Here is a 19234-nt window from a genome sequence, read left to right as displayed (position 1 = left end):
TCAGGCTAGGTGACTCGTGTAGGCGGGGCAAGGGAGAGGGGCCGGCCTCCTTGCTCGGTACACGACACCAAGGGAGCGGCGCGTTACGCGCACCGGGGCGACCTCGAAGTGAGGGGTCAAGCCCGGCCGTGTGCCTCCTGCGTGCGGCGCGACAACGAGTCGATGACCACCGCGGCGAACAGCACCCCGCCCGTGATCATGAACTGGACCGCGGTGGGCGTGTCCGTGATCGCCATGCCCGAGGCGATCGACTGGATGACCAGCATGCCGAGCACCGCGGACCAGGTCGTACCCCGCCCGCCGAACAGGCTGGTGCCGCCGATGACGGCCGCCGCGATGGCGTTGAGCAACAGGACGCCCGCCCCGGAGCTCTGGCTCACCGAGGTGATCCGCGAGGCCAGGAACAGGCCGCCGATCGCGGCCATGGTGCCCGAGACGGCGAGCACCGCGGTCTGCACGCCCGTCACATTGAGACTGGCGCGGCGGGCGGCCTCGACACCGCCGCCGAGAGCGTAGACCTGACGGCCGTAGTGCGTGCGGCGGAGCAGGATGTCGAGGCCCGCCACCACCACGAGGAAGATCAGCAGGGCCAGCGGCAGACCCTGGAAGCGGTTGAGCAGATACGCCGCCGCGAACGCGATCACCGCCAGTGCGCCCGTGCGGACGACGATCGCCTGGAGCGAGCGGTGCGGCATGCCGACGGACCTGCGGCGCAGTGCGTCCTGGTACGACACGAGGAAGACCACGCCCGCGGCGACGGCCGCCAGACCGTAGGCGACGGCGTCCTCGGTGAAGTAGTAGTTGGTCAGTTTGGCGACCAGCCCGTTCTCGTCGAGGTTGATCGTGCCGCTGGTGCCGAGGATGTACAGCATCAGGCCGTTCCAGGTGAGCAGCCCCGCCAGCGTGACGACGAACGCCGGCACCCGGGTTCTGGCGAAGGAGAACCCCTGCACGGTTCCCGCCGCGGTGCCCGCGAGCACCGCGATGACGAGGGCGAGCCATTCCGGCACGCCGTTGTTGACGTTCAGTACGGCGAAGACGGCCGCCGCGAGACCGCTGATCGAACCGACCGACAGATCGAGTTCGCCGAGCAGCAGCACGAAGACGATGCCCACCGCGATCAGACCCGTGCCCACGATGTCGACGCTGAGATTGGACAGGTTCCGAGGGGAGAGGAAGTTGTCGTTGAGGGACTGGAAGATGATCCAGACGGTGGCGAGGACCAGGACGACGGGGAGCGAGCCCAGCTCACCGGCGCGCACCTTGCGCCGGAACATGTCGACCGAGCTTTCCACGGCCCGGGCGACGGCCCGCTCGCGCTGCGGCCGCCGGGCCTCGGCGCGTTCGGTCCGTGCGGTGTCCGCCTTGCTGCGCATCTCCTTCACCACCCCGCCTCCCGGTGGCTCATCTGACGGGGCACGTTCTCCGTCGCGCCGGTGACGGAGGCGATGATCTGTTCCTGGGAGGCGGTGTTCACGTCGAAGAAGCCGTTGTTGCGGCCGAGCCGCAGTACGGCGGCGCGGTCCGCCAGAGCCTTGACGTCGCCCATGTTGTGGCTGATGAGGACGATTCCCATGCCGCGGTCACGCAGCTCGTCGACGAGGTCCAGGACCTCGGTGGTCTGCTCGAATCCCAGGGCCGCGGTCGGTTCGTCCAGGAGGAGTACCCGCGGCTCGCCGAGCAGCGAGCGGGCGATGGCGACCGTCTGCCGCTGGCCGCTGGACAGCGAGACGACAGGGGCGCGCAGATCGGGGACGCCCCTGGTCAGACGATCCAGCAGGTGTCTGGAGCGGCGCTCCATCTCCATCTCGTCGAGGAAGCCGAACCTGCGGATCTCCCGTCCGAGGAACAGATTGCCGACGACATCGAGGTTCCCGCAGAGCGCGAGGTCCTGGTAGACGGTGGCGATGCCGAGCTCCCGTGCGTCATGGGGACGCCTGATATGGACCGCCCGCCCCTCCCACTCGATGACGCCCTTGTCGGCCGGGATGACGCCGGAGATCACCTTGACCAGGGTGGACTTGCCGGCCCCGTTGTCGCCCAGCAGGGCGACGACCTGGCCGGCGTGAATCTCCAGCTCGACGTCGCTGAGCACCTCGACGACGCCGAATCTCTTGCACACGCCGCGCAGCGCCAGCAAGGGGGGAGCCGGCACGGGACACCATCTCCTTCCCGGGGCCCGACGAGGGCCGGACCTGGTCTCGGGGCACGGGCCGGTCAGGTCAGACCGGCTTCGTCGCAGGCGGCTCTCAGTTCGGGAGTGCAGATCTGCTCGATCGTGTACACGCCGTCCTTCACCACGGTGTCCTTGATGTTGTCGACGGTCACGGACACGGGGGTGAGCATGACGGCCGGAACCGCGTCGGCGCCGCGGGTGCTCACCTCGTCCGTGGCGACGCGGTCGAGGCTCTCACCGCGGGCCGCGGCAACCGCCATGGTGGCGGCCGCGGAAGCCTCGGGCGCGAAGGGCTTGTAGACGGTCATGTACTGGTCGCCGCGCAGGATGCGGTGCAGGGCCCCGAGTTCGGCGTCCTGCCCGGTGACGGGGGGAAGCGGGTCGACCTTGTTCGACTTGAGGGCGGAGATGCTGCCGGCGGCGAGGCCGTCGTTGGCCGCGTAGACCCCGTCGATGTTGCCGACGCCGAGGGCGGAGATGGCGCCGGACATGTTCATGTGCGCGTTCTCCGGCCTCCACTGGAGGGTGTCGTACTCCTTGCCGATCTCCACCCGGCCCTCGAGCACGAACAGCGCGCCCTTCTTGAACGACACCGCGTTGGGGTCGCTGGGATCGCCGTTCATCATCACGATCTGGCGGTCGGCCGCGTCCCCCATGGCCTTGAGCAGCGCCCGGCCCTGGAGTCTGCCGACCTCCTCACCGTCGAAGGAGACGTAGCCCGAGATCGGGCCCTCGGCGAGACGGTCGTAGGCGATCACCGGGATGTCTGCTTCGTTCGCGCTCCGGACCCCCGCGGAGAGGGATCTCGCGTCCACGGCCACGAGCAGGATGGCGTCGACGCCCGCGGTGATCATCGAGTCCATCTGTTCCTGCTGGAGGGCCACGTCGGCCTTGGCATTGGCGTGCTCGACCTCGCAGTCGCCGCACAGCTCCTTGATCTTCGTCTCGAGCAAGGGGCCGTCCTGGGTCTCCCAGCGGGCCGTGGTGGAGTCCGGCAGCAGCAGTCCGACGGTCGGCGTGTCTCCACCGTTGGTTTCGCTCCCGTCGCCCGACGGGCTGTCGCCGGACGACCCGCAGGCCGCGAGGGCGACGGCCGTGGAGAGCGCGGCCACGGTCATGGCCACGTCCCGGGTGCGGGTCTTCATGTGGGAGACCTCCCTTGACCTTCGCCGTGCGTGGGGAGGGGCGGTCACAGAGGTCCTGGCGGATCACGGTCGCCGACCTCACACGCGGCTGCTCGCGTGCTGCCGGGCAGAAGTCCGACCACGTCGTCAGTGTGACACCGGCCGCGGTGATCTGCGAATGCGGTGGGCGGGCCCGCGGTCAGGTCCGCCGGAGAAGGTGATGACGCCTATCCATGACGCCCATCTGTCCTGAATGCACACCTATGCGATTCTGGTGTGAGAGTGCCCCTATATCTCCATATGTCGGCACCAGCGGCATGGGCGGGAGGTAGGTAGCGGACATGCCTCATGACGGCCGTTCCTGGGCCGGATTCCCCGAGCTGCGGGCATCCGAGGCCGGCGCCCCGGACATCGGTCCACCCCTTCCGGTACCGGAGGCCGCCGCGACCGACCGGGTCCTCAGGTTCGCCGGAGCGGCGCTGGCGGCCGTCTACGTGCCCGGCGCGGGCGAAGAGGAGCTCCGGCTGACGGAAAAAGTCGGCTGCGCCATCTCCGAGTACGGTCTGCCGGAGCGTCTGCCCGTCTCCGGTGGCTCACCCGCGGCCTACGCCTTCCGCACCGGCCGCCCCCTGTGGCTGAACCCCCCCGAACTCGCCTCCTATCCCGAGGGCGGCCCGATGCCGCCACGGGCGGAGCTGTCGCTCGGCGCGCTGCCGCTCGGGTCGGACGGCACACGGCTGGGCTGCCTAGTCGTCGTGGGCGCCGCCCGAACCGGCTTCGAGGCCGAGCACCAGCGCTTCCTCGAGCGGTACGCCGACGCGGTCGCGGGCCTGCTCCAGGCCGCAACCGGGCGACCCGCGCCGGCGCCGCTGCTCGGTCCCGCCCTGCAGAGCCTGCGAGTCGGCTCCTTCGTCCTGGTGCCGAACACGGGCCTGGTCGAGGCCGACGACACGATGCTCGAACTGGTCGGCATCACGCCCGACGACTTCGACGGCAAGGCGGACACCCTGCTCGCGCACGCCCTTCCCGAGGACATGCACGCGCTGATGTCGGTCCTGGAGCCCGCCACCCCGGCGTTCGGGCGACGGGAGCTGGAGTTCCGTGTCCGCCGCCCCACCGGTGAGATGCGCTGGCTGAACCTGAACTGCCGGCTGGTGCTGGGCACCGACGACCGGCCGGACCAGGTGCTGGGCGTGGTGACGGCGACATCGGTACTGCGCCGGAGCGCCGACGACGTCTCCAGGATCCAGTGGCTGACCGCCGCACTCGACGACGCCACGGAGGTCCGTGACGTCGGCCGCGTGGTGGTGGCCGCGCTGCGTGAACCGCTGGGCGCCGACCGGGTGGCCCTCGCCGAGCTGCGGGAGGACCGGCTCACCGTCACCATGCTCGACCCGCCGCAGCCCTCCGCCTGGCCGGAGTCATGGCGCGCGCAGTGGCGCTCGGAGTGGCCGGACGCACCCGTCAGCGCCCTGCCCACCCTGCAGCTGGCGCTGCGGGACGGCCGTACCGATCTGTGGCCGGCCGGTACGGCCTTCGAACCCGGACTCGTGGGCATCGGCAACGGAGGCCTGGCCGTCCTGCCGCTCCCCGCCAAGGGCCGACCCGCCGGGGTGTGCCTGGTCGGCTGGGACCAGCCGCACGAGTTCGCGCCCGAGGAGCGCTCCCTGCTCACGGCCACCGCCGCACTGGTCGGCCAGGCCCTCAAGCGCGCCCACGCCCACGACGCCGAGCAGGAGCTCGCGACGCTGCTGCAGCGCAGTCTGCTGCCCAGGCGCCTGCCCGAGCTGCCCGGCGGGACGGCCGTCGCCCGCTATCTGCCGGCCCGACGGGGGCTGCAGGTGGGCGGCGACTGGTACGACGTGATCGCGCTCTCCGAGGACCGGGTGGCGCTGGTCATCGGAGACGTACAGGGGCACAGTGCCGGAGCCGCGACGATCATGGGGCAGATGCGTACCGCGGTCCGGGCGTACGCGGTGGAGGGCCACCCGCCCGACGTGGTCATGTCACACGCCAATCGCCTCCTCGTCGGCATGGAGACCGATCTCTTCGCCACCTGCTGCTATGCCGAACTGGACATGGACGGCGGCACCACCCTGTTCGTCCGGGCCGGTCACCTCGCGCCGCTGGTACGCCACCCCGACGGCAGGACCGAGGAGGTCCAGGTCGAGGGCGGGCTCCCGCTCGGCGTGCTCGCGGAGGCGGAGTTCCCCATGACCTCGGTCGTCCTGGCCCCCGGCACGGTGCTCGCCCTGGTCACCGACGGCCTGGTCGAGTCCGCCGACCTGCCCCTGGACGAGGGGATGCGCCGCACCGCCACCGCTCTGGCCGAGGCCGACCCCGCCGATCCGGGCCGGATGGCCGACGCCCTGCTGGGCGACGCAGGCCGCCGTGAGGACGACGTCGCCGTGTTGCTGCTGCGCTACGACGGGATGAAGACCCGCCCGACCAGGGCGGGTTGGGCGGTGTGGCGGCTGCCCGACGCCGTGATGCACGCCCGCCGCTTCACCGCGCGCACCCTGCGCCGGTGGAAGGTCGAAGAAGCGACCGATGCCGTGCTGCTCGTCGTGTCCGAACTGGTCACCAACGCCCTGGTGCACACCCAGGGCCCGGTCAGCGTCGATCTGACGCTCCGGGCCGGCCGGGTACGGGTCAGCGTGAGCGACTCCTCGCCGCGCGCACCCGCCAAACCCGTGATCGTGGACTGGGAGGCGACCGGCGGCCGAGGGCTGCTGCTGGTCGAGGCGATGTCCGAGTCCTTCGGCTCCGTGCCGGTGGCCGGCGGCAAGCAGGTGTGGAGCGAGATCGCCGTACCACGGCGCGAGCCCGCTCCCGGGGACGCGGAGCCCCCGCCCGAGGGAGGGAGTCCGCCATGAGAATCCTGCCGACCCGTGTGCGGCGCGTCATCGGGGTACTCGTCGCGGGACTCCTGACGGTGTCCCTGACAGCCTGCGGGAGCGACGGCGAGGGCGGTGCGGACAGTTTCACCGTCGGCCTGCTGCTCCCGAGTCGTACGGTGCCCCGCTGGGAGCACTCCGACAAGCCGCTGATCGAGGAGCGGCTGAAGGAGCTGTGCCCCGGCTGCACCATGCTGTACGCCAATGCCGAGAACGACGCGACGAGACAGCGGCAACAGATGATCTCCATGATCACCAAGGGGGTCGGGGTACTGATCCTCGACGCCGCCGACACCAGGGCGTTGCGCTCCTCGATCCAGGAGGCCCGCAAGGCGGGCGTGCCGGTCCTCGCCTACGACCGGCTCGCCGAAGGCCCGATCTCCGGCTATGTCAGCTTCGACGGCGGACGGGTCGGCAGACTCCAGGGCGAGGCGCTCCTCCAGGCCATGGGCGACCAGGCGCAGGCCCGGAGCGTCGTCATGATGAACGGCGACCCCACCAGCCCCAACGCGGCGTGGTACCGCAGCGGCGCGCTGTCCGTCCTCACGGGCAAGGTGAAGATCGGCAGGTCGTACGAGACCCTCGGCTGGAGCACGGAGAACGCCCACGCCAACATGTCCGCGGCCATAGCGGCCCTGGGCCCGGAGCGGATCGGCGGTGTCCTGGCGGCCAACGACGCCATAGCCGCGGGCGTCATCGCCGCTCTCAAGAGCGCCGGTGTCCGGCGGCTGCCCCCGATCACCGGTCAGGACGCCGACCTCGAAGCCGTACGGCGCATCGTCAAGGGCGAGCAGTACATGACGGTGTACAAACCGTTCCGGCTGGAAGCCGCCGCGGCCGCCGCCATGGCCGTCGCCCTGGGGCGTGGCGAGGACGCCCGGAGCGTCGCCACCACGAGCACCGACAGCCCCACCACCAAGCACATCCCCTCCGTCCTGCTCACCCCGACGGCGGTCACGGTCGACACCATCGAGCGGACACTCGTCAAGGACGGCGTGTACACCGTCGACCAGATCTGCGTCCCGAAGCTGCGGGCCGCCTGCCAGAAGGCCGGACTCCTCCCGTGAGCGGGGCCACGGCCGTACGCCGACTGTTCGGGTGCCGTCCGAGGTGCGACGCTGGGACGAGAGGTATCCGCCGAGGGAACTCGGGAGGGCACGATGGGACGTGACGTGCCGGCCCTGGTGTTCACGCGGGAGGATCGCCGCCGGTACCGGGAGAAGATGCACACCTGCCTCGATGTGCTGGCGCAGATGCTGCGCGAGTCGACGTTCGAGAGCGAGCGCCCCCAGGTCGGGCTGGAGATCGAGCTCAATCTGGTGGACGCCGACGGGCTGCCGGCGATGCGCAACACCGACGTTCTCCGGGCGATCGCCGATCCCGCCTGGTCGAGCGAGCTGGGCCGCTTCAACCTGGAGATCAACATTCCGCCCCGGCAACTGACGGCGGGTGGCCCCGGCGCCTGGGAGCAGGCGATCCGCGACGCACTCAACCACGCCGAGGAACGCGCCTCGGCCGTGGGCGCGCACCTGATCATGGTCGGCATCCTGCCGACCCTGGGGGAGGCGGACGTGGGCGAGACCGCCCTGTCCGGCGATCCGCGCTACCGGCTGCTCAACGAGCAGATCTTCGCGGCCCGGGGCGAGGACCTGCGGATCACGGTGGACGGCGTGGAGCGCCTGTCGACCTACGCCGACACCATCACCCCCGAGGCCGCGTGCACCAGTACCCAGTTCCACCTCCAGGTCTCACCGAAGGAGTTCGCGGACTACTGGAACGCGGCACAGGCCGTCGTGGGCGTACAGATCGCCCTGGCCGCGAACTCGCCCTTCCTCTTCGGCAAGGAGCTGTGGCGCGAGACCCGTATCCCGCTGTTCGAGCAGGCCACCGACACCCGCCCGCAGGAGATCAAGGCCCAGGGCGTACGGCCTCGGGTGTGGTTCGGAGAGCGGTGGATCACCAGCGTCTTCGACCTGTTCGAGGAGAACGTGCGCTACTACCCGGCGCTGCTGCCACTGTGCGAGGACGAGGACCCGCAGGAGATGCTCGACCACGGGGGCATTCCGCAACTGGGCGAACTGACGCTGCACAACGGCACGATCTACCGCTGGAACCGCCCCATCTATGCCGTCACCGGCAGCGGGCCGCATCTGCGCATCGAGAACCGGGTCCTGCCCGCCGGCCCCACGGTGGCCGACATCATCGCCAACGGCGCCTTCTACTACGGCCTGACCCGCGCCCTGGTCGACGAGGACCGGCCGGTGTGGACGCGGATGTCCTTCTCGGTCGCCGAGGAGAACCTCCACACCGCCGCCCGCGACGGCATCGACGCCCGCCTGTACTGGCCCGGCATGGGCGAAGTGCCGGTCACGGAACTGGTGTTGCGGCGACTGCTGCCCCTGGCCCATCGGGGTCTGGAGCTGGCCGGCATCGACGCGGCCTGGCGCGAACCCCTGCTGGGCATCATCGAGCAGCGCTGTGTCACCGCTCGCAACGGCGCCCTGTGGCAGGCGGAGATGGTCCACCACCTGGAGAAGGGCGGTACCACGGACCGGCGTGAGGCACTGCGGCAGATGACCACGACGTACATGGACTACATGCACCTGAACGCACCCGCGCACACCTGGCCCGTGGACTGACCTGGGCGCACTGCACGCACTGCATGCACTGCGGCGCGCGTCAGTCGGCGTCGGGCCCCCTCCAGTCCTGCGCAGCCGTGAGCGGAACGGGAACGGGCGGCTGTGCCGAGGTGGTCAGCTCGACGCGCCGTCCCTCGGCCGACGAGCGGAGCAGGGCACTCATCGTCTCCAGCACATGCAGGGCGAGTTCGCCGTTCGCACGCGGCGCCCGCTGTCCGTCGGCGGAAACGAAGTCGAGCAGACCGACGCCCCGCGCGCCGTCGACGTAGCCAGCCGAGGGCGGGAGCGCGCGCCACTGCGGGGCGCCGAGTTCGAAGAGCCGTACCTCACCGTCGAAGCGGTTCGGATCCGGGACCGCGAGGGTGCCCGCGTCGCCGTGGACCTCGATCGGCGCGGCTGTGGTGGCCACGCCGTCGAAGCTCGTCGTGATCGTGGTCAGCGTCCCACCCACGTGCTCGAGCACACCGGAGACATGAGTGTCGACCTCGACCGGTATCCGCTCGCCCGCACGCGGCCCGGAACCGATGACGCGCTCGCCGCGCAGCCGCCCGCCCGCCCCGATCACGGCACGCACCGGACCGAGCAGGTGGATCAGGGACGCGAGATAGTACGGCCCCATGTCCAGCAGCGGGCCACCCCCGGCGGTGTAGTAGAAGTCGGGGTGGGGATGCCAGCGTTCGTGCCCCGGCGTGACCATCACCGCCGACGCGAACTGGGGGCGTCCGATGCTCCCCGCCTCCACGGCCGCCCGAGCCGTCTGGATGCCGGTGCCCAGGACGGTGTCCGGCGCGCATCCCACCCCGACCCCGGCCTTCGCGGCGGCCTCCAGCACGGCGTGCGCGTCGGCGAAGTCGGCGGCCAGCGGCTTCTCGCCGTAGACGTTCTTGCCGTGGCCGATGGCGCCGAGGGCGATCTCCGCGTGGGCCGCAGGGACGGTCAGGTTCAGCACCGTGTCCACGTCGGGGCTGCTCAGCAACTCCTCGACGGTCAGCGCCCGGACGCCGGGCAGTTCGGCGGCGACCGCGGCCGACCGGGAGGCGTCGAGGTCGGCGACCGCGGTGACGCGCACGGTGGGATGTCCGACGAGCGTGTCCAGGTACGCGCGGGAGATGACCCCGAGCCCTACGACGCCGATGCGGTGCGCGTCGCCCACAGCATGCCCCTCTCGATGACGGTGCGTACGTTCGGGTTCTCCAGCACGTCCAGGCTGTGTCCCGGTGTCGACACCACGACGCGCCCGGCACCCCAGCGCCGGGTCCAGACCGCCGGTGACGTGACCGGCCGGTGCCAGGGCTGCCACGGCCGGGCGGGGTGGGTGGTGGTGGCCAGCACGTCGATCAGGTCGTCGTGGAGCACCCAGTACTGCTCGGTGTGCAGCTCGAAGTCCTCGATGCCCGCCGTGATCGGGTGCTCGCGGCCCAGCTCCGTGATGTTGACGACGTGCGGCAGGTAGTTGTCCTCCTGGACCCCCTGGCGTTCACACGGCTCCTTGCCCGGGTGGGTCGCGAACTGCCCTCCCACCAGGTGCAGATAGTCGGAGGAGGCGCGGAAGGAGTCGGCGATGCCGCCGTGCCAGCCGGTGAAGCCGGTGCCGGCCACGACCGCCGCGCTCAGTCCCGCCAGCTGTTCGGCGGTGATCTGCGACATCGTGACGCACTGCACCACGAGATCGGTGCCGGCCATCTCGGCGCTGTCGGCGTAGACCTCGGTCGACTCCTCGATCCGGACGGCGTATCCGTGGCCGCGCAGGAAGGGCAGGAACAGCTCCGTGGCCGCGACCGGCTGATGCCCCTCCCATCCACCTCGGACCACCAAGGCGTTCTTCCGCGTCATCTCGTTGAATCACCGTTCCCGTGGCCGACCCCTAGAACCGCTCCCTCACTATGCGCCGGGCGCCCCGCGCACAGGAAGGGGCGCCGAGATCACGAAAGTTTCGCCTTGGCGCCGACCGTCCAACAGGCCGCGGTGAAGCGGACTTCCGAGCCCCGCACATACGGTTCGAACGCGGCGCGCACCGTTTCGACGACCTTTGCGCGGGTCTGCTCGTCCGCGTCGGGCAGCACCTGACCGACGGGGCCGAGCCGGGTGAAGTAGCCGACCAGCTCCCGCTCGGGCAGCGTGCAGGTCACGTCGATCGGCCGGATGTCGATCCCGGACCACCCGCTCTCCTCCAGGATGCGGCGGACCCGGTCCGAGTCCGCGAGCCCGAACTGTCCCGGCCCGTCCGACCGGCGCGCGGGGAGGTTCGGCAGGATCGGTGCCGCGGCGCGCTCGGCGGTCGTCATGAACGGATTCTCCTCGGGGCTTCGCCAGGCGACGAACCGGAGCCCGGCCCCGTCCCTGGCGGCCCGCCGAAGGTTCGCGAAGGCCCGGACGGGATCGTTGAAGAACATGACGCCGAAGCGCGAGATGACGAGGTCGAAGGCGGCGGGTTCGAAGACGTGCTCCTGTGCGTCGGCGCGGATGAAGGACACCGGGGTGCCCTCCCGCTCGGCGCGCGCCCGGGCGGCGGTGATCATCGGTTCGGAAATGTCCACGCCCACGCAGCGACCCGCCGGACCAAGCCGTCGCGCGACGGCCACCGTGGTGCCGCCGCTGCCACAGCCGACATCGAGCACGTGTTCCGCGTGCTCGGCGGCCACCGCTTCGACGAGGAGATCCTCGAAGGGCCTGAGCACCTCGTCCAACACGGCCTGTGCATCGACCCAGGCATGTCCGCCGGGGCCGTTCCAACGGGCCGCCTGCTCGTCGTCGATCCTGCGCTCAATGTCCATGATCGTCTCCCGTGCTTGCGTTCCTCGGGCCTTGATGACAGCGTGCTACTTCAAGTCGACTTGAGGTCAAGCGGATGACGCAACTGGACATCGCCGAGGTGGCGCGCCGTGCCGGGGTACCCGCCTCGACGCTGCGGTACTACGAGGAAAAAGGGCTGATCGCCGCCACCGGCAGACGGGGGCTGCGCCGCCAGTACGATCCGGGCGTGCTGGAGCGCCTGGCGCTGATCGCGATGGGCCGGACCGCCGGCTTCTCGCTCGACGAGATCGCGCACATGTTCGCTCCGGACGGGCGGCCGCGCATCGACCGGGAGATGCTCTCGACCAAGGCGGAGGAGCTGGACCGAAGGATCCGCGAACTGGGCGTCCTGCGGGACTCCCTGCGCCACGCCGCGGCCTGCCCGGCGCCGAGCCACATGGAATGCCCCACCTTCCGCCGCCTCCTCGCGGCCGCCGCGGCCGGCGCTGTAGCGGTGCCGAGGAAGCGGGCTCCGGGGCCGCCGTGAAACCTCCGGTGGGGGAGAGGCGTTAGATCTGGCCTGGTTCCGGCTTGGTTCTGGCCTGGTTCCTGCCTGGATCTGGTCAGGAGCGGCTCAGATCCAGCCCTGCTCCCAGGCCCGGTGCGCGGCCGCATGGCGGGTCGGGGTGCCCAGCTTGGACATGGCCGCGGAGAGGTAGTTGCGGACTGTGCCGGGGGCGAGGTGGACCTCGGTGGCGATCTCGGCGATCGACGCGCCGGTGCGGGCGGCACGCAGGACCTCCAGCTCACGGTCGGTGAGGGGGCAGTCGTCCTCGGTCAGTGCGGAGGCCGCGATGTCCGGGTCGACGTAGCGGCGCCCGTCGGCGATATCGCGGATGATCTCGGCCAGTCGGGCCGCTTGGGTCGTCTTGGGGACGAAGCCGCGTACGCCTGCGGCCAGCGCCCGGCGCAGCACCGCGGGCCGGGCGTGCCGCGTCACCATGACGATCTGCGTGGGCAGTTCGGCCCGGATCTCCTCGGCGGCGCGCAGCCCGTCGGTGGGCGGCATCTCCAGATCGAGGACGGCGATGTCGGGGCGGTGCTCACGGGCCAGCCGTACCGCCTCGGTGGAGGTGGCCGCCTCGGCGACGACGGTGAGGTCCGGCTCCAGCGCGAGCAGGGCGGCCAGCGCGCTTCTGAGCAGGTCCTCGTCGTCGGCGATCAGCAGGCGGATCATCGGGATGCTCCGTCCTCGGGGTTCGGCGATTGCGATGGGTTCGCCGAGTTGGTGGGCAGCGCGGCCGCGACCTCGAAGCGGTCACCGTCGCGATTCCAGGTCAGCTCGCCGCCGGCCGCCTCCAGCCGTTCGGCGAGGGTGCGCAGGCCCGTGCCCTCCAGGGCGGCGGGATGCTCCTCGGCGCCGTCGTTGCTCACCCGCAGGTGGGCGAAACCGCCCGCGATCCGGTAGTCGACCTCGGCGTGCCCGGCCCGGCTGTGCCGGAGCGCGTTGGTGGTGGCCTCCCGCATCACCAGACCGAGGAGGTGGCGGGCGGAGTCCGTGAGGCGGGTGGCCGCGGCACCGGGGTCGACGGCCATCCGCGCGTCGATGTCGGCGGCGGCCAGCACCCGCGTCGCGTTGGTGATCTCGTCCTCCAGCGTCGTTCGACGGTACCCCTGCACCACGGCCCGGGTGTCGCTGAGGGCGTCCGCCGCCAGCCGCCGTATCTCCTTCAACTCCGCGGCGGCACGCGCCGGGTCCAGCTCGACGAGCCGAGCCGCCAACTCGCCCTTCAGCGCGATCACTTGGAGGTGATGGCCTTGGATGTCGTGCAGGTCGGCGGCGAACCGCAGCCGCTCCTCCTTGACCGCCAGCTCCGCCTCCAGTCGCCGCGCCTCGTCAAGTCGCCGTGCCGTGTCCCAGGCCCACAGAGGGCCGAGCGTCACCCAAGCCGTGAAGGCGACCAGCCCGGCGGGGAACAGCGCGGCGTACGCCAACTCACCGTCCTTCTCGACCAGGCTGACCAGGCCCCCGGGCAGCGGTGCGAGGGCCACGGCGCCCGCGATCAGCAGGCGTCTGCGGTGCGGTGGGAGGTACGTCGCGAGGATCGCGACCACCAGGGCGGGCGCGACCGGCCACAGCCCGTAGTCGCGCAGGGCGAGGGGGAGTGCCGCCAGCACAACTCCGGCCCCTGCGGCGGGGATCAGCAGGCCCGCGGGCGGTCCGCCGGGGTGCGTGTCGGTCACCGGCAGGAGCGCCAGTCGCCGGCTCAGCAGTACGACGCTCGCCCACACCTCGACCGTCAGCGCGGCGGCGGCCGGGACGCGGGCCCACAGCGGGACGTCGCCGTCGAGGACCCACTCGCCGACGAAGACGGCCAGGACACACGCGGTCATGCCCGGCACGGTCCACCACGTGTAGCGACGCAGACTCGTCAGCCCCGCCGCCCCGTGATCGATCGATCCGTCCCCCATCCGGTCATTGTGGCCCAGGCCGCATGACAAATGTCATGCGAGGACGTGACAACTCCACGCCTGCGCATGGGGGTTCGGCACTACTGGCGGACTTCGCCACGGCCCAGTCTGGAGGTGTCGGCGGATACCCCGCCCCGGTACCGAAGGAGAGCCGTCATGCAGGCACCCCACACTCACCCGACGGCGGGCCGCCCGCACCCGGCCGCCGTGCTCAGGCGGCGCTGGCCCACGGCCCTCGCTCTCGTGGTCGTCACCCTCAACGTGATCGCGTCCGGCTCCGAGGACGTGGCCGACGCGGTCGGCGGCTTCGGCGAGACCCTGCCGTTGCTGCCCCTGATCTATCTGCTCGTCAACCAGATCGGGAAGCCGCAGGCCACCTGGCCGGTGCTCGGGGCCGGCCTGGTGGCCGTGTTCGCCCTCCCCTTCCAGGACGTGATCGCCCCCTCGACGGTCCTCATCGCCCTGTCGTTCGTCCTCCTGGCCTGGGGAGCCGTCCGCGGAACGCCGCACGGACGGGCCGCGTTCGGGGTGCAGGCCGTGGGCGCGCTCCTCTTCTGCGGGCTCGCGCTGGCCGGCCTGACGGCGGATCCGGACCTGGGCCGCTATCTGCTGGCAGCCGGCTGGTTCTGCCACGGCATATGGGACTTCGTGCACCTGAGGCTCGACAAGGTCGTCTCCCGTACGTTCGCCGAGTGGTGCGGCGTCATCGACGTACTCGTCGCCGTCCAACTGCTCTTTCTGGTCTAGCCGGCACGAAGAACGGCCGAGAAACGCCGGGACGGGAGCCGTAACCGGGCTTCGCCCCGTACGTTGCCACCAGTGGTCTCTCCCGTCCGACCCGCCAACTCCGCGCACTGGGAGCCCTCTTGGACACCGAAGACACCGCCGCCCCCTTCCCTCTCGGCCCGCTCTCCCGCCGCAGATTCCTCCGGGCCACCGCCACCGCAACCGTCTCCACCACTGCTCTCGCCACCGCCGGTACGCCGCTCGCGACCGCCGCCTCCGGTGCGGCCACCACCCTCTCCTTCACCGCCGCCACCGGCGGTTCCGCGACCCTCGCCCCGTCCGGTGACCGGCTGGTCGCCGAGATCCAGAACGTGCTCTGGTCCGTCCCGCGCAAGGGCGGCACCGCCGTCCCGCTCACCCCGCCCGGACTCGAACCCACGCGCCCGCAGTTCTCGCCCGACGGCAGCCGTCTCGTCGTGTGCGCCTACCGCGGCGGAGGCTTCCACCTCTGGACACTGCGGCCCGACGGGTCCGGCCTGCGGCAGCTCACCGACGGACCGTGGGACGACCGGGGCCCCGCCTGGTCGCCCGACGGTACCCGCATCGCGTTCGCCTCCGAGCGCGGCGGCGACACCGTGACCGGCGCCCCGTACCGCATCTGGGTCGTGGACGTGCGCACCGGCGCGCTGACCCGGCTCACCGGGCGCCCCGGACAGCAGAGCCCCGGACAGCAGGGCGCGGAACAGCAGGGCCCCGAGCGGGATGCCCGATGGGAGGACTTCGACCCGGCGTGGTCGCCCGACGGGGAGCGGGTGCTTTTCGTGCGGGCCGCCGTCACCGCGACGGGCACTCTGCGCGCGACCACCATCGCGTCGGTGGCCGCCGACGGTACGGGCCCGGTCACCACCGAGCACACCGACGACTCCGGCGCCCAACTCATGACCCCCGCCGTCTCACCGGCGGGGCGCCTCGCCCACCTGCGCACCACGGCCTCACCCGCGGCCTCCTGCACGCTTGTGGTGGACGGGAAACAGGTCGCCGTAGAGGGCGATCTCCTCCCCGCGCCGCCCCGCTGGGCGGACGGTGAGCGGCTGCTCCTCACGGTCGACGGACACTTCCGCCTGGTCGATCCGGACGCGCCGGGCAGCGCCGAGGAGATCCCGTTCACGGCCGCGCTCCCCGTGAACCGCCCTCGCTACCGCGCAAAGGCGTACGACTTCGACGGCGCCGGCATCCGCCCCGTCCGCGCGCTGCACCTGCCCGCCCTGTCACCGGACGGCCGCAGTGTCGCCTTCGCCGCGCTCAACGCGCTGTGGACCGCCGGCACGACAGGAGGCCGCACACCCCGCAAGATCCTGCAAGTCCCCACCACCCGCTATGTGTTGGCCCCGACCTGGACGCCCGACGGTACGGCGCTGGTGTACGCCGACGACCGCGACGGACTGTTCGCCGTACGACGCCGTGACCTCGGCTCCGGCGAGGAGACCGTGCTCGCCGAGGGCGGCCGGGTCTTCCCCTCCCTGTCGCCCGACGGGACGCGACTGGCCTGCCTCGACATGTCCGGCAACCTCGTGGTGCGTGACCTGCCCGACGGAACCGAACGCGTCCTCGCAGCACCGCTCGGCGCGGGCGGGCTGCCCGGCCGCCCCAGCTGGTCGCCCGACGGCCGCTACCTGGCACTGTGCGACCGCAACCGCCTCAACCAGCGCTTCCGCGAGGGCTACAACCTCATCCGCGTCGTCGACACGACCACCGCGACAGCCACCCTGCACGCCCTCGCCCCCCACACCTCGCTCTCCGACCGCTACGACTCCGGCCCCGTCTGGTCCCCGGACGGCCGCTGGATGGCCGTAATCGCCGAGTCGGCGCTGTGGCTGCTGCCCGTACGGGCCGACGGCACCCCGGACGGCGAGCCCCGCCGGCTCACCACCGAACCCGCCGACCACCCGTCCTGGTCCGCCGACGCCCGCACCCTGCTCTACCTCTCCGCGGGCACCCTGCGTCTGATCGACGTCGGCAGTGCCAAAACCCGTACCGTCCGCGTCCCGCTGGACTACCGCAGACCGCGCCCGGCGGACACGGTCGTGCACGCGGGCCGCTTCTGGGACGGAACCGGTCCGGACGTCCGCGAGGACATCGACGTCGTGATCCGCGACGGGCGTGTCGCGGAGGTGTCCCCGCACCGCACCGGTCGCGCCGTCGCACACCGCGTCGACGCGAGCGACCGCACCGTGATCCCGGGCCTGTGGGACGCGCACACCCACCCCTGGCAGACCACGTACGGCGGCCGCCAGAGCGCGCTGCAACTCGCGTACGGCATCACGACGGCCGTCTCGCTGGGCGGCTTCGCCTACGAGCAGGCCCGCATCCGGGAGGCGGTCGCCGCCGGTGCTCTCGCCGGACCCCGGCTGCTGACCACCGGCGAACTCCTCGACGGGGCGCGAGTCGCCTACAGCATGGGCCGTGCCCACCGCACCCGCGAGGGCCTGCACCGCTCGCTGGCGCGCGGGGCCGCGCTGGACTGGGACTTCGTGAAGACGTACGTACGGGCCCCGGGGTGGGTGATGAAGGAGGCCGCGGACTTCGGGCACCAGCGGCTCGGGGTGCGTAGCGGCAGCCATCTGTGCAGCCCGGGTGTGCAACTGGGCCAGGATGTGACGACCCACTTGCAGGCCACGCAGCGCCTGGAGTTCGGGCACGCCACCTCCGCGACGGGGCGCGCCTACCAGGACGTCGAGGAGATCTACACGGCCACCGACTTCCACCTCGTCGCCACCCCGTTCACCGCGCTTGCCCTGCTCGGCGCCGACCCCGCGCTGGCGGACGACCCGCGCGTCACCGCGCTCATGCCGCCGTGGGACACCGCGCTCGTCCGCCAGCAGGCCGGCCAGCCGCCCACCGACGCCCAACTGGCCACGCTGGGGCGGGAGATGGACGTCTACCGGCGGATCCTCGCGGGCGGCGGCCTGGTCGCGCTCGGCACCGACCAGCCGATCGTCCCGGTCGGGCTGCACCTGCACCTGGCCCTGCGCGCCCTGCACCGCGCCGGACTGTCACCGGCCGAGGCACTGCGCACCGCCACAGTGCTGCCCGCGCGTGTCTTCGGTGCCGACGCCGACCTGGGCACGGTGCAGGAGGGCAAGCTCGCCGATCTCACGGTCGTGGACGGCGACCCGTTCACCGACTTCGCCACACTCATCCGCACGGTGGCGGTCCTTCGCGGCGGCGTCCTCTTCGAACAGGCGGACCTGGTCGACGAGTTCGACGCCTCCGACGCCTCCGACGCCGCCACAGAGCGGCGGGCCGCCGAGGAGTGGCTGGAGGTGAGCCGCCGTATGCGCCGCGAGGGGTGCTGTGAACTCTGAGCGGGTCATGGTTCACACACACTTCCTGGGACATCTGCGCAGGAGCATCACTTGGGCTGCACACAGCCTGTCCAAAGCCTCGTTAGCGTTCAGCCCGTTCGATCCCGCGCGCTAACGGAAAGACCGCAGATGGACTACTGCTCCTCGTGCCGACGGCATCTCAACGGGGCCCTCGTGTGCCCCGGGTGCGGCGCCTACGCCCCGGACATCGCTCCCTCCGCGGTAGCGGGTCCCCCCGTGTCGACCCTGCCGGGTGCGGCGGCGACCGGGGCGACGGCGTGGCAGGCCCCCGCCGACGACACCTGGTACGACGGCTATTTCCGGGACGAGGCGGCGCCGGCCGCCGGCATGGACGAGACGGCGCCCATCGCCCCGGCCGCCGACCTGGACGGTGTCCCTGCCGATCTGGACGGCGTCCCCGCCGCCCCGCAGGGCCGGGCGGCGCGGCGTCGCCAGCGGGCCCGCTGGAAGAAGAACCAGCGCCGGGCCGTCGTCGCGACCGCCGTAGCCCTCGTCGGAGGCGGCCTGACCGTCTCGGCGATGGATCGCGGGTCCTCCGACAAGGCCCTGGCGGCCACCGCGCCGGAGAATCCGAACACGGCCGCGGAGCAGCAGGCCACGGAGCTCACCCGTCCGGCGTCCACTCCGCGGGACACCCGCGAAGCCCCGAGCACCTCCGAGTCCACTTCGAAGCCGTCCCCGACCAACGCCGCGCGGGTGCCCGTCACCGCGCCGCACACCACGCGGCAGTTCACCCGACCGGACGTGGCCTCCACTCCGAGCCCCGCGGCGACCGGGGTCCCGCAGACGCAGACCGTCCCCCCGGCCCCCGCAGGAGCCGACTCCGACGACAGCAGCGGTACGGCGGCCGAGCAGCAGCAGACTCCGACGCCCACGGCAACCGAGGGCTCGGGCACCGGCTCGGACACCGGAACGTCCACGTCACCGGCGAGCCCCGCACCTGAGGAGACCTCACCGGCGCAGCTCTGCGTGCTCAACCTCGTGTGCCTCGGCTGACCGCCGGAGCACTCGCCACCTGAGATCGTCGTCACGCTCCCACATCCCCACACAACTTCGTGGATGCGGTCATGCTGGAAGAAGC

Annotated in this window: 15 protein-coding genes; 7 read left to right on the top strand and 8 right to left on the bottom strand. The window is 71.7% G+C overall.

All coding sequences use genetic code 11. The features are described 5' to 3' along the window. Positions 1-116: 116 nt before the first annotated feature. The 3 genes from EHO50_RS12925 to EHO50_RS12915 form a co-directional block, all read right to left on the bottom strand. The gene (locus EHO50_RS12925) at positions 117-1376 is read right to left on the bottom strand and encodes a sugar ABC transporter permease (RefSeq protein WP_128430033.1); all 1260 of its coding nucleotides are present in this window, start codon (positions 1374-1376) and stop codon (positions 117-119) included. 5 nt (positions 1377-1381) lie between these two features. Then, the gene (locus tag EHO50_RS12920; RefSeq protein ID WP_128430032.1) at positions 1382-2155 is read right to left on the bottom strand and encodes an ATP-binding cassette domain-containing protein; all 774 of its coding nucleotides are present in this window, start codon (positions 2153-2155) and stop codon (positions 1382-1384) included. Positions 2156-2217: 62 nt separating this feature from the next. Continuing rightward, positions 2218-3321 carry a substrate-binding domain-containing protein gene (locus EHO50_RS12915; protein WP_128430031.1) on the bottom strand — a complete coding sequence of 368 codons (1104 nt, stop codon included), beginning with the start codon at positions 3319-3321 and terminating at the stop codon, positions 2218-2220. 320 nt (positions 3322-3641) lie between these two features. Between EHO50_RS12915 and EHO50_RS12910 the strand changes: the two genes are divergently transcribed. From EHO50_RS12910 to EHO50_RS12900, 3 genes are all read left to right on the top strand, one after another. Further along, positions 3642-6176, top strand: coding sequence for a SpoIIE family protein phosphatase (locus EHO50_RS12910; protein WP_128430030.1), 2535 nt, complete (start codon positions 3642-3644; stop codon positions 6174-6176). Continuing rightward, complete coding sequence (locus tag EHO50_RS12905) at positions 6173-7264, top strand: sugar ABC transporter substrate-binding protein (RefSeq protein WP_128430029.1); 1092 nt, start codon at positions 6173-6175, stop codon at positions 7262-7264. The genes EHO50_RS12910 and EHO50_RS12905 overlap by 4 nt, the downstream gene beginning before the upstream one ends. A gap of 93 nt (positions 7265-7357) precedes the next feature. Then, a complete protein-coding gene (locus EHO50_RS12900) occupies positions 7358-8836 on the top strand; it encodes a glutamate-cysteine ligase family protein (protein ID WP_128430028.1) in 1479 nt (492 codons plus the stop codon). Between the two features lie 40 nt (positions 8837-8876). Here EHO50_RS12900 and EHO50_RS12895 read toward each other — a convergent pair whose 3' ends face one another. From EHO50_RS12895 to EHO50_RS12885, 3 genes are all read right to left on the bottom strand, one after another. Beyond that, the gene (locus EHO50_RS12895; protein WP_128430027.1) at positions 8877-9989 is read right to left on the bottom strand and encodes a Gfo/Idh/MocA family protein; all 1113 of its coding nucleotides are present in this window, start codon (positions 9987-9989) and stop codon (positions 8877-8879) included. Beyond that, complete coding sequence (locus EHO50_RS12890) at positions 9959-10669, bottom strand: ThuA domain-containing protein (RefSeq protein ID WP_128430026.1); 711 nt, start codon at positions 10667-10669, stop codon at positions 9959-9961. Before EHO50_RS12890 ends, EHO50_RS12895 begins: the two co-directional genes overlap by 31 nt. An 89-nt stretch (positions 10670-10758) precedes the next feature. Next, positions 10759-11610 carry a class I SAM-dependent methyltransferase gene (locus EHO50_RS12885; RefSeq protein WP_128430025.1) on the bottom strand — a complete coding sequence of 284 codons (852 nt, stop codon included), beginning with the start codon at positions 11608-11610 and terminating at the stop codon, positions 10759-10761. Between the two features lie 74 nt (positions 11611-11684). Between EHO50_RS12885 and EHO50_RS12880 the strand changes: the two genes are divergently transcribed. Next, positions 11685-12116, top strand: coding sequence for a helix-turn-helix domain-containing protein (locus EHO50_RS12880; RefSeq protein WP_128430024.1), 432 nt, complete (start codon positions 11685-11687; stop codon positions 12114-12116). Positions 12117-12203: 87 nt separating this feature from the next. Here the strand turns inward: EHO50_RS12880 and EHO50_RS12875 are convergent, their stop codons facing one another. After that, the gene (locus EHO50_RS12875) at positions 12204-12806 is read right to left on the bottom strand and encodes a response regulator transcription factor (RefSeq protein ID WP_128430023.1); all 603 of its coding nucleotides are present in this window, start codon (positions 12804-12806) and stop codon (positions 12204-12206) included. Next, on the bottom strand, positions 12803-14041 hold the full coding sequence (locus EHO50_RS12870) for a sensor histidine kinase (RefSeq protein ID WP_128430022.1): 1239 nt from the start codon (positions 14039-14041) through the stop codon (positions 12803-12805). Before EHO50_RS12870 ends, EHO50_RS12875 begins: the two co-directional genes overlap by 4 nt. A 156-nt stretch (positions 14042-14197) precedes the next feature. Between EHO50_RS12870 and EHO50_RS12865 the strand changes: the two genes are divergently transcribed. From EHO50_RS12865 to EHO50_RS43980, 3 genes are all read left to right on the top strand, one after another. Next, positions 14198-14788: a hypothetical protein gene (locus tag EHO50_RS12865; protein WP_128430021.1), complete on the top strand. Its 591-nt coding sequence runs from the start codon at positions 14198-14200 to the stop codon at positions 14786-14788. A gap of 119 nt (positions 14789-14907) precedes the next feature. Beyond that, positions 14908-18132: an amidohydrolase family protein gene (locus EHO50_RS12860; RefSeq protein WP_128430020.1), complete on the top strand. Its 3225-nt coding sequence runs from the start codon at positions 14908-14910 to the stop codon at positions 18130-18132. A 129-nt stretch (positions 18133-18261) separates the two neighbouring features. Continuing rightward, a complete protein-coding gene (locus EHO50_RS43980) occupies positions 18262-19149 on the top strand; it encodes an SCO2400 family protein (protein WP_425472164.1) in 888 nt (295 codons plus the stop codon). The last annotated feature ends 85 nt before the right edge of the window (positions 19150-19234 follow it).

Source organism: Streptomyces cyaneus, from assembly GCF_004028635.1.
GTDB classification, from domain to species: domain Bacteria; phylum Actinomycetota; class Actinomycetes; order Streptomycetales; family Streptomycetaceae; genus Streptomyces; species Streptomyces cyaneus.
The sequence above is the reverse complement of the archived record's forward strand: the minus strand, read 5'-3'. Positions and strand labels throughout refer to the sequence as shown.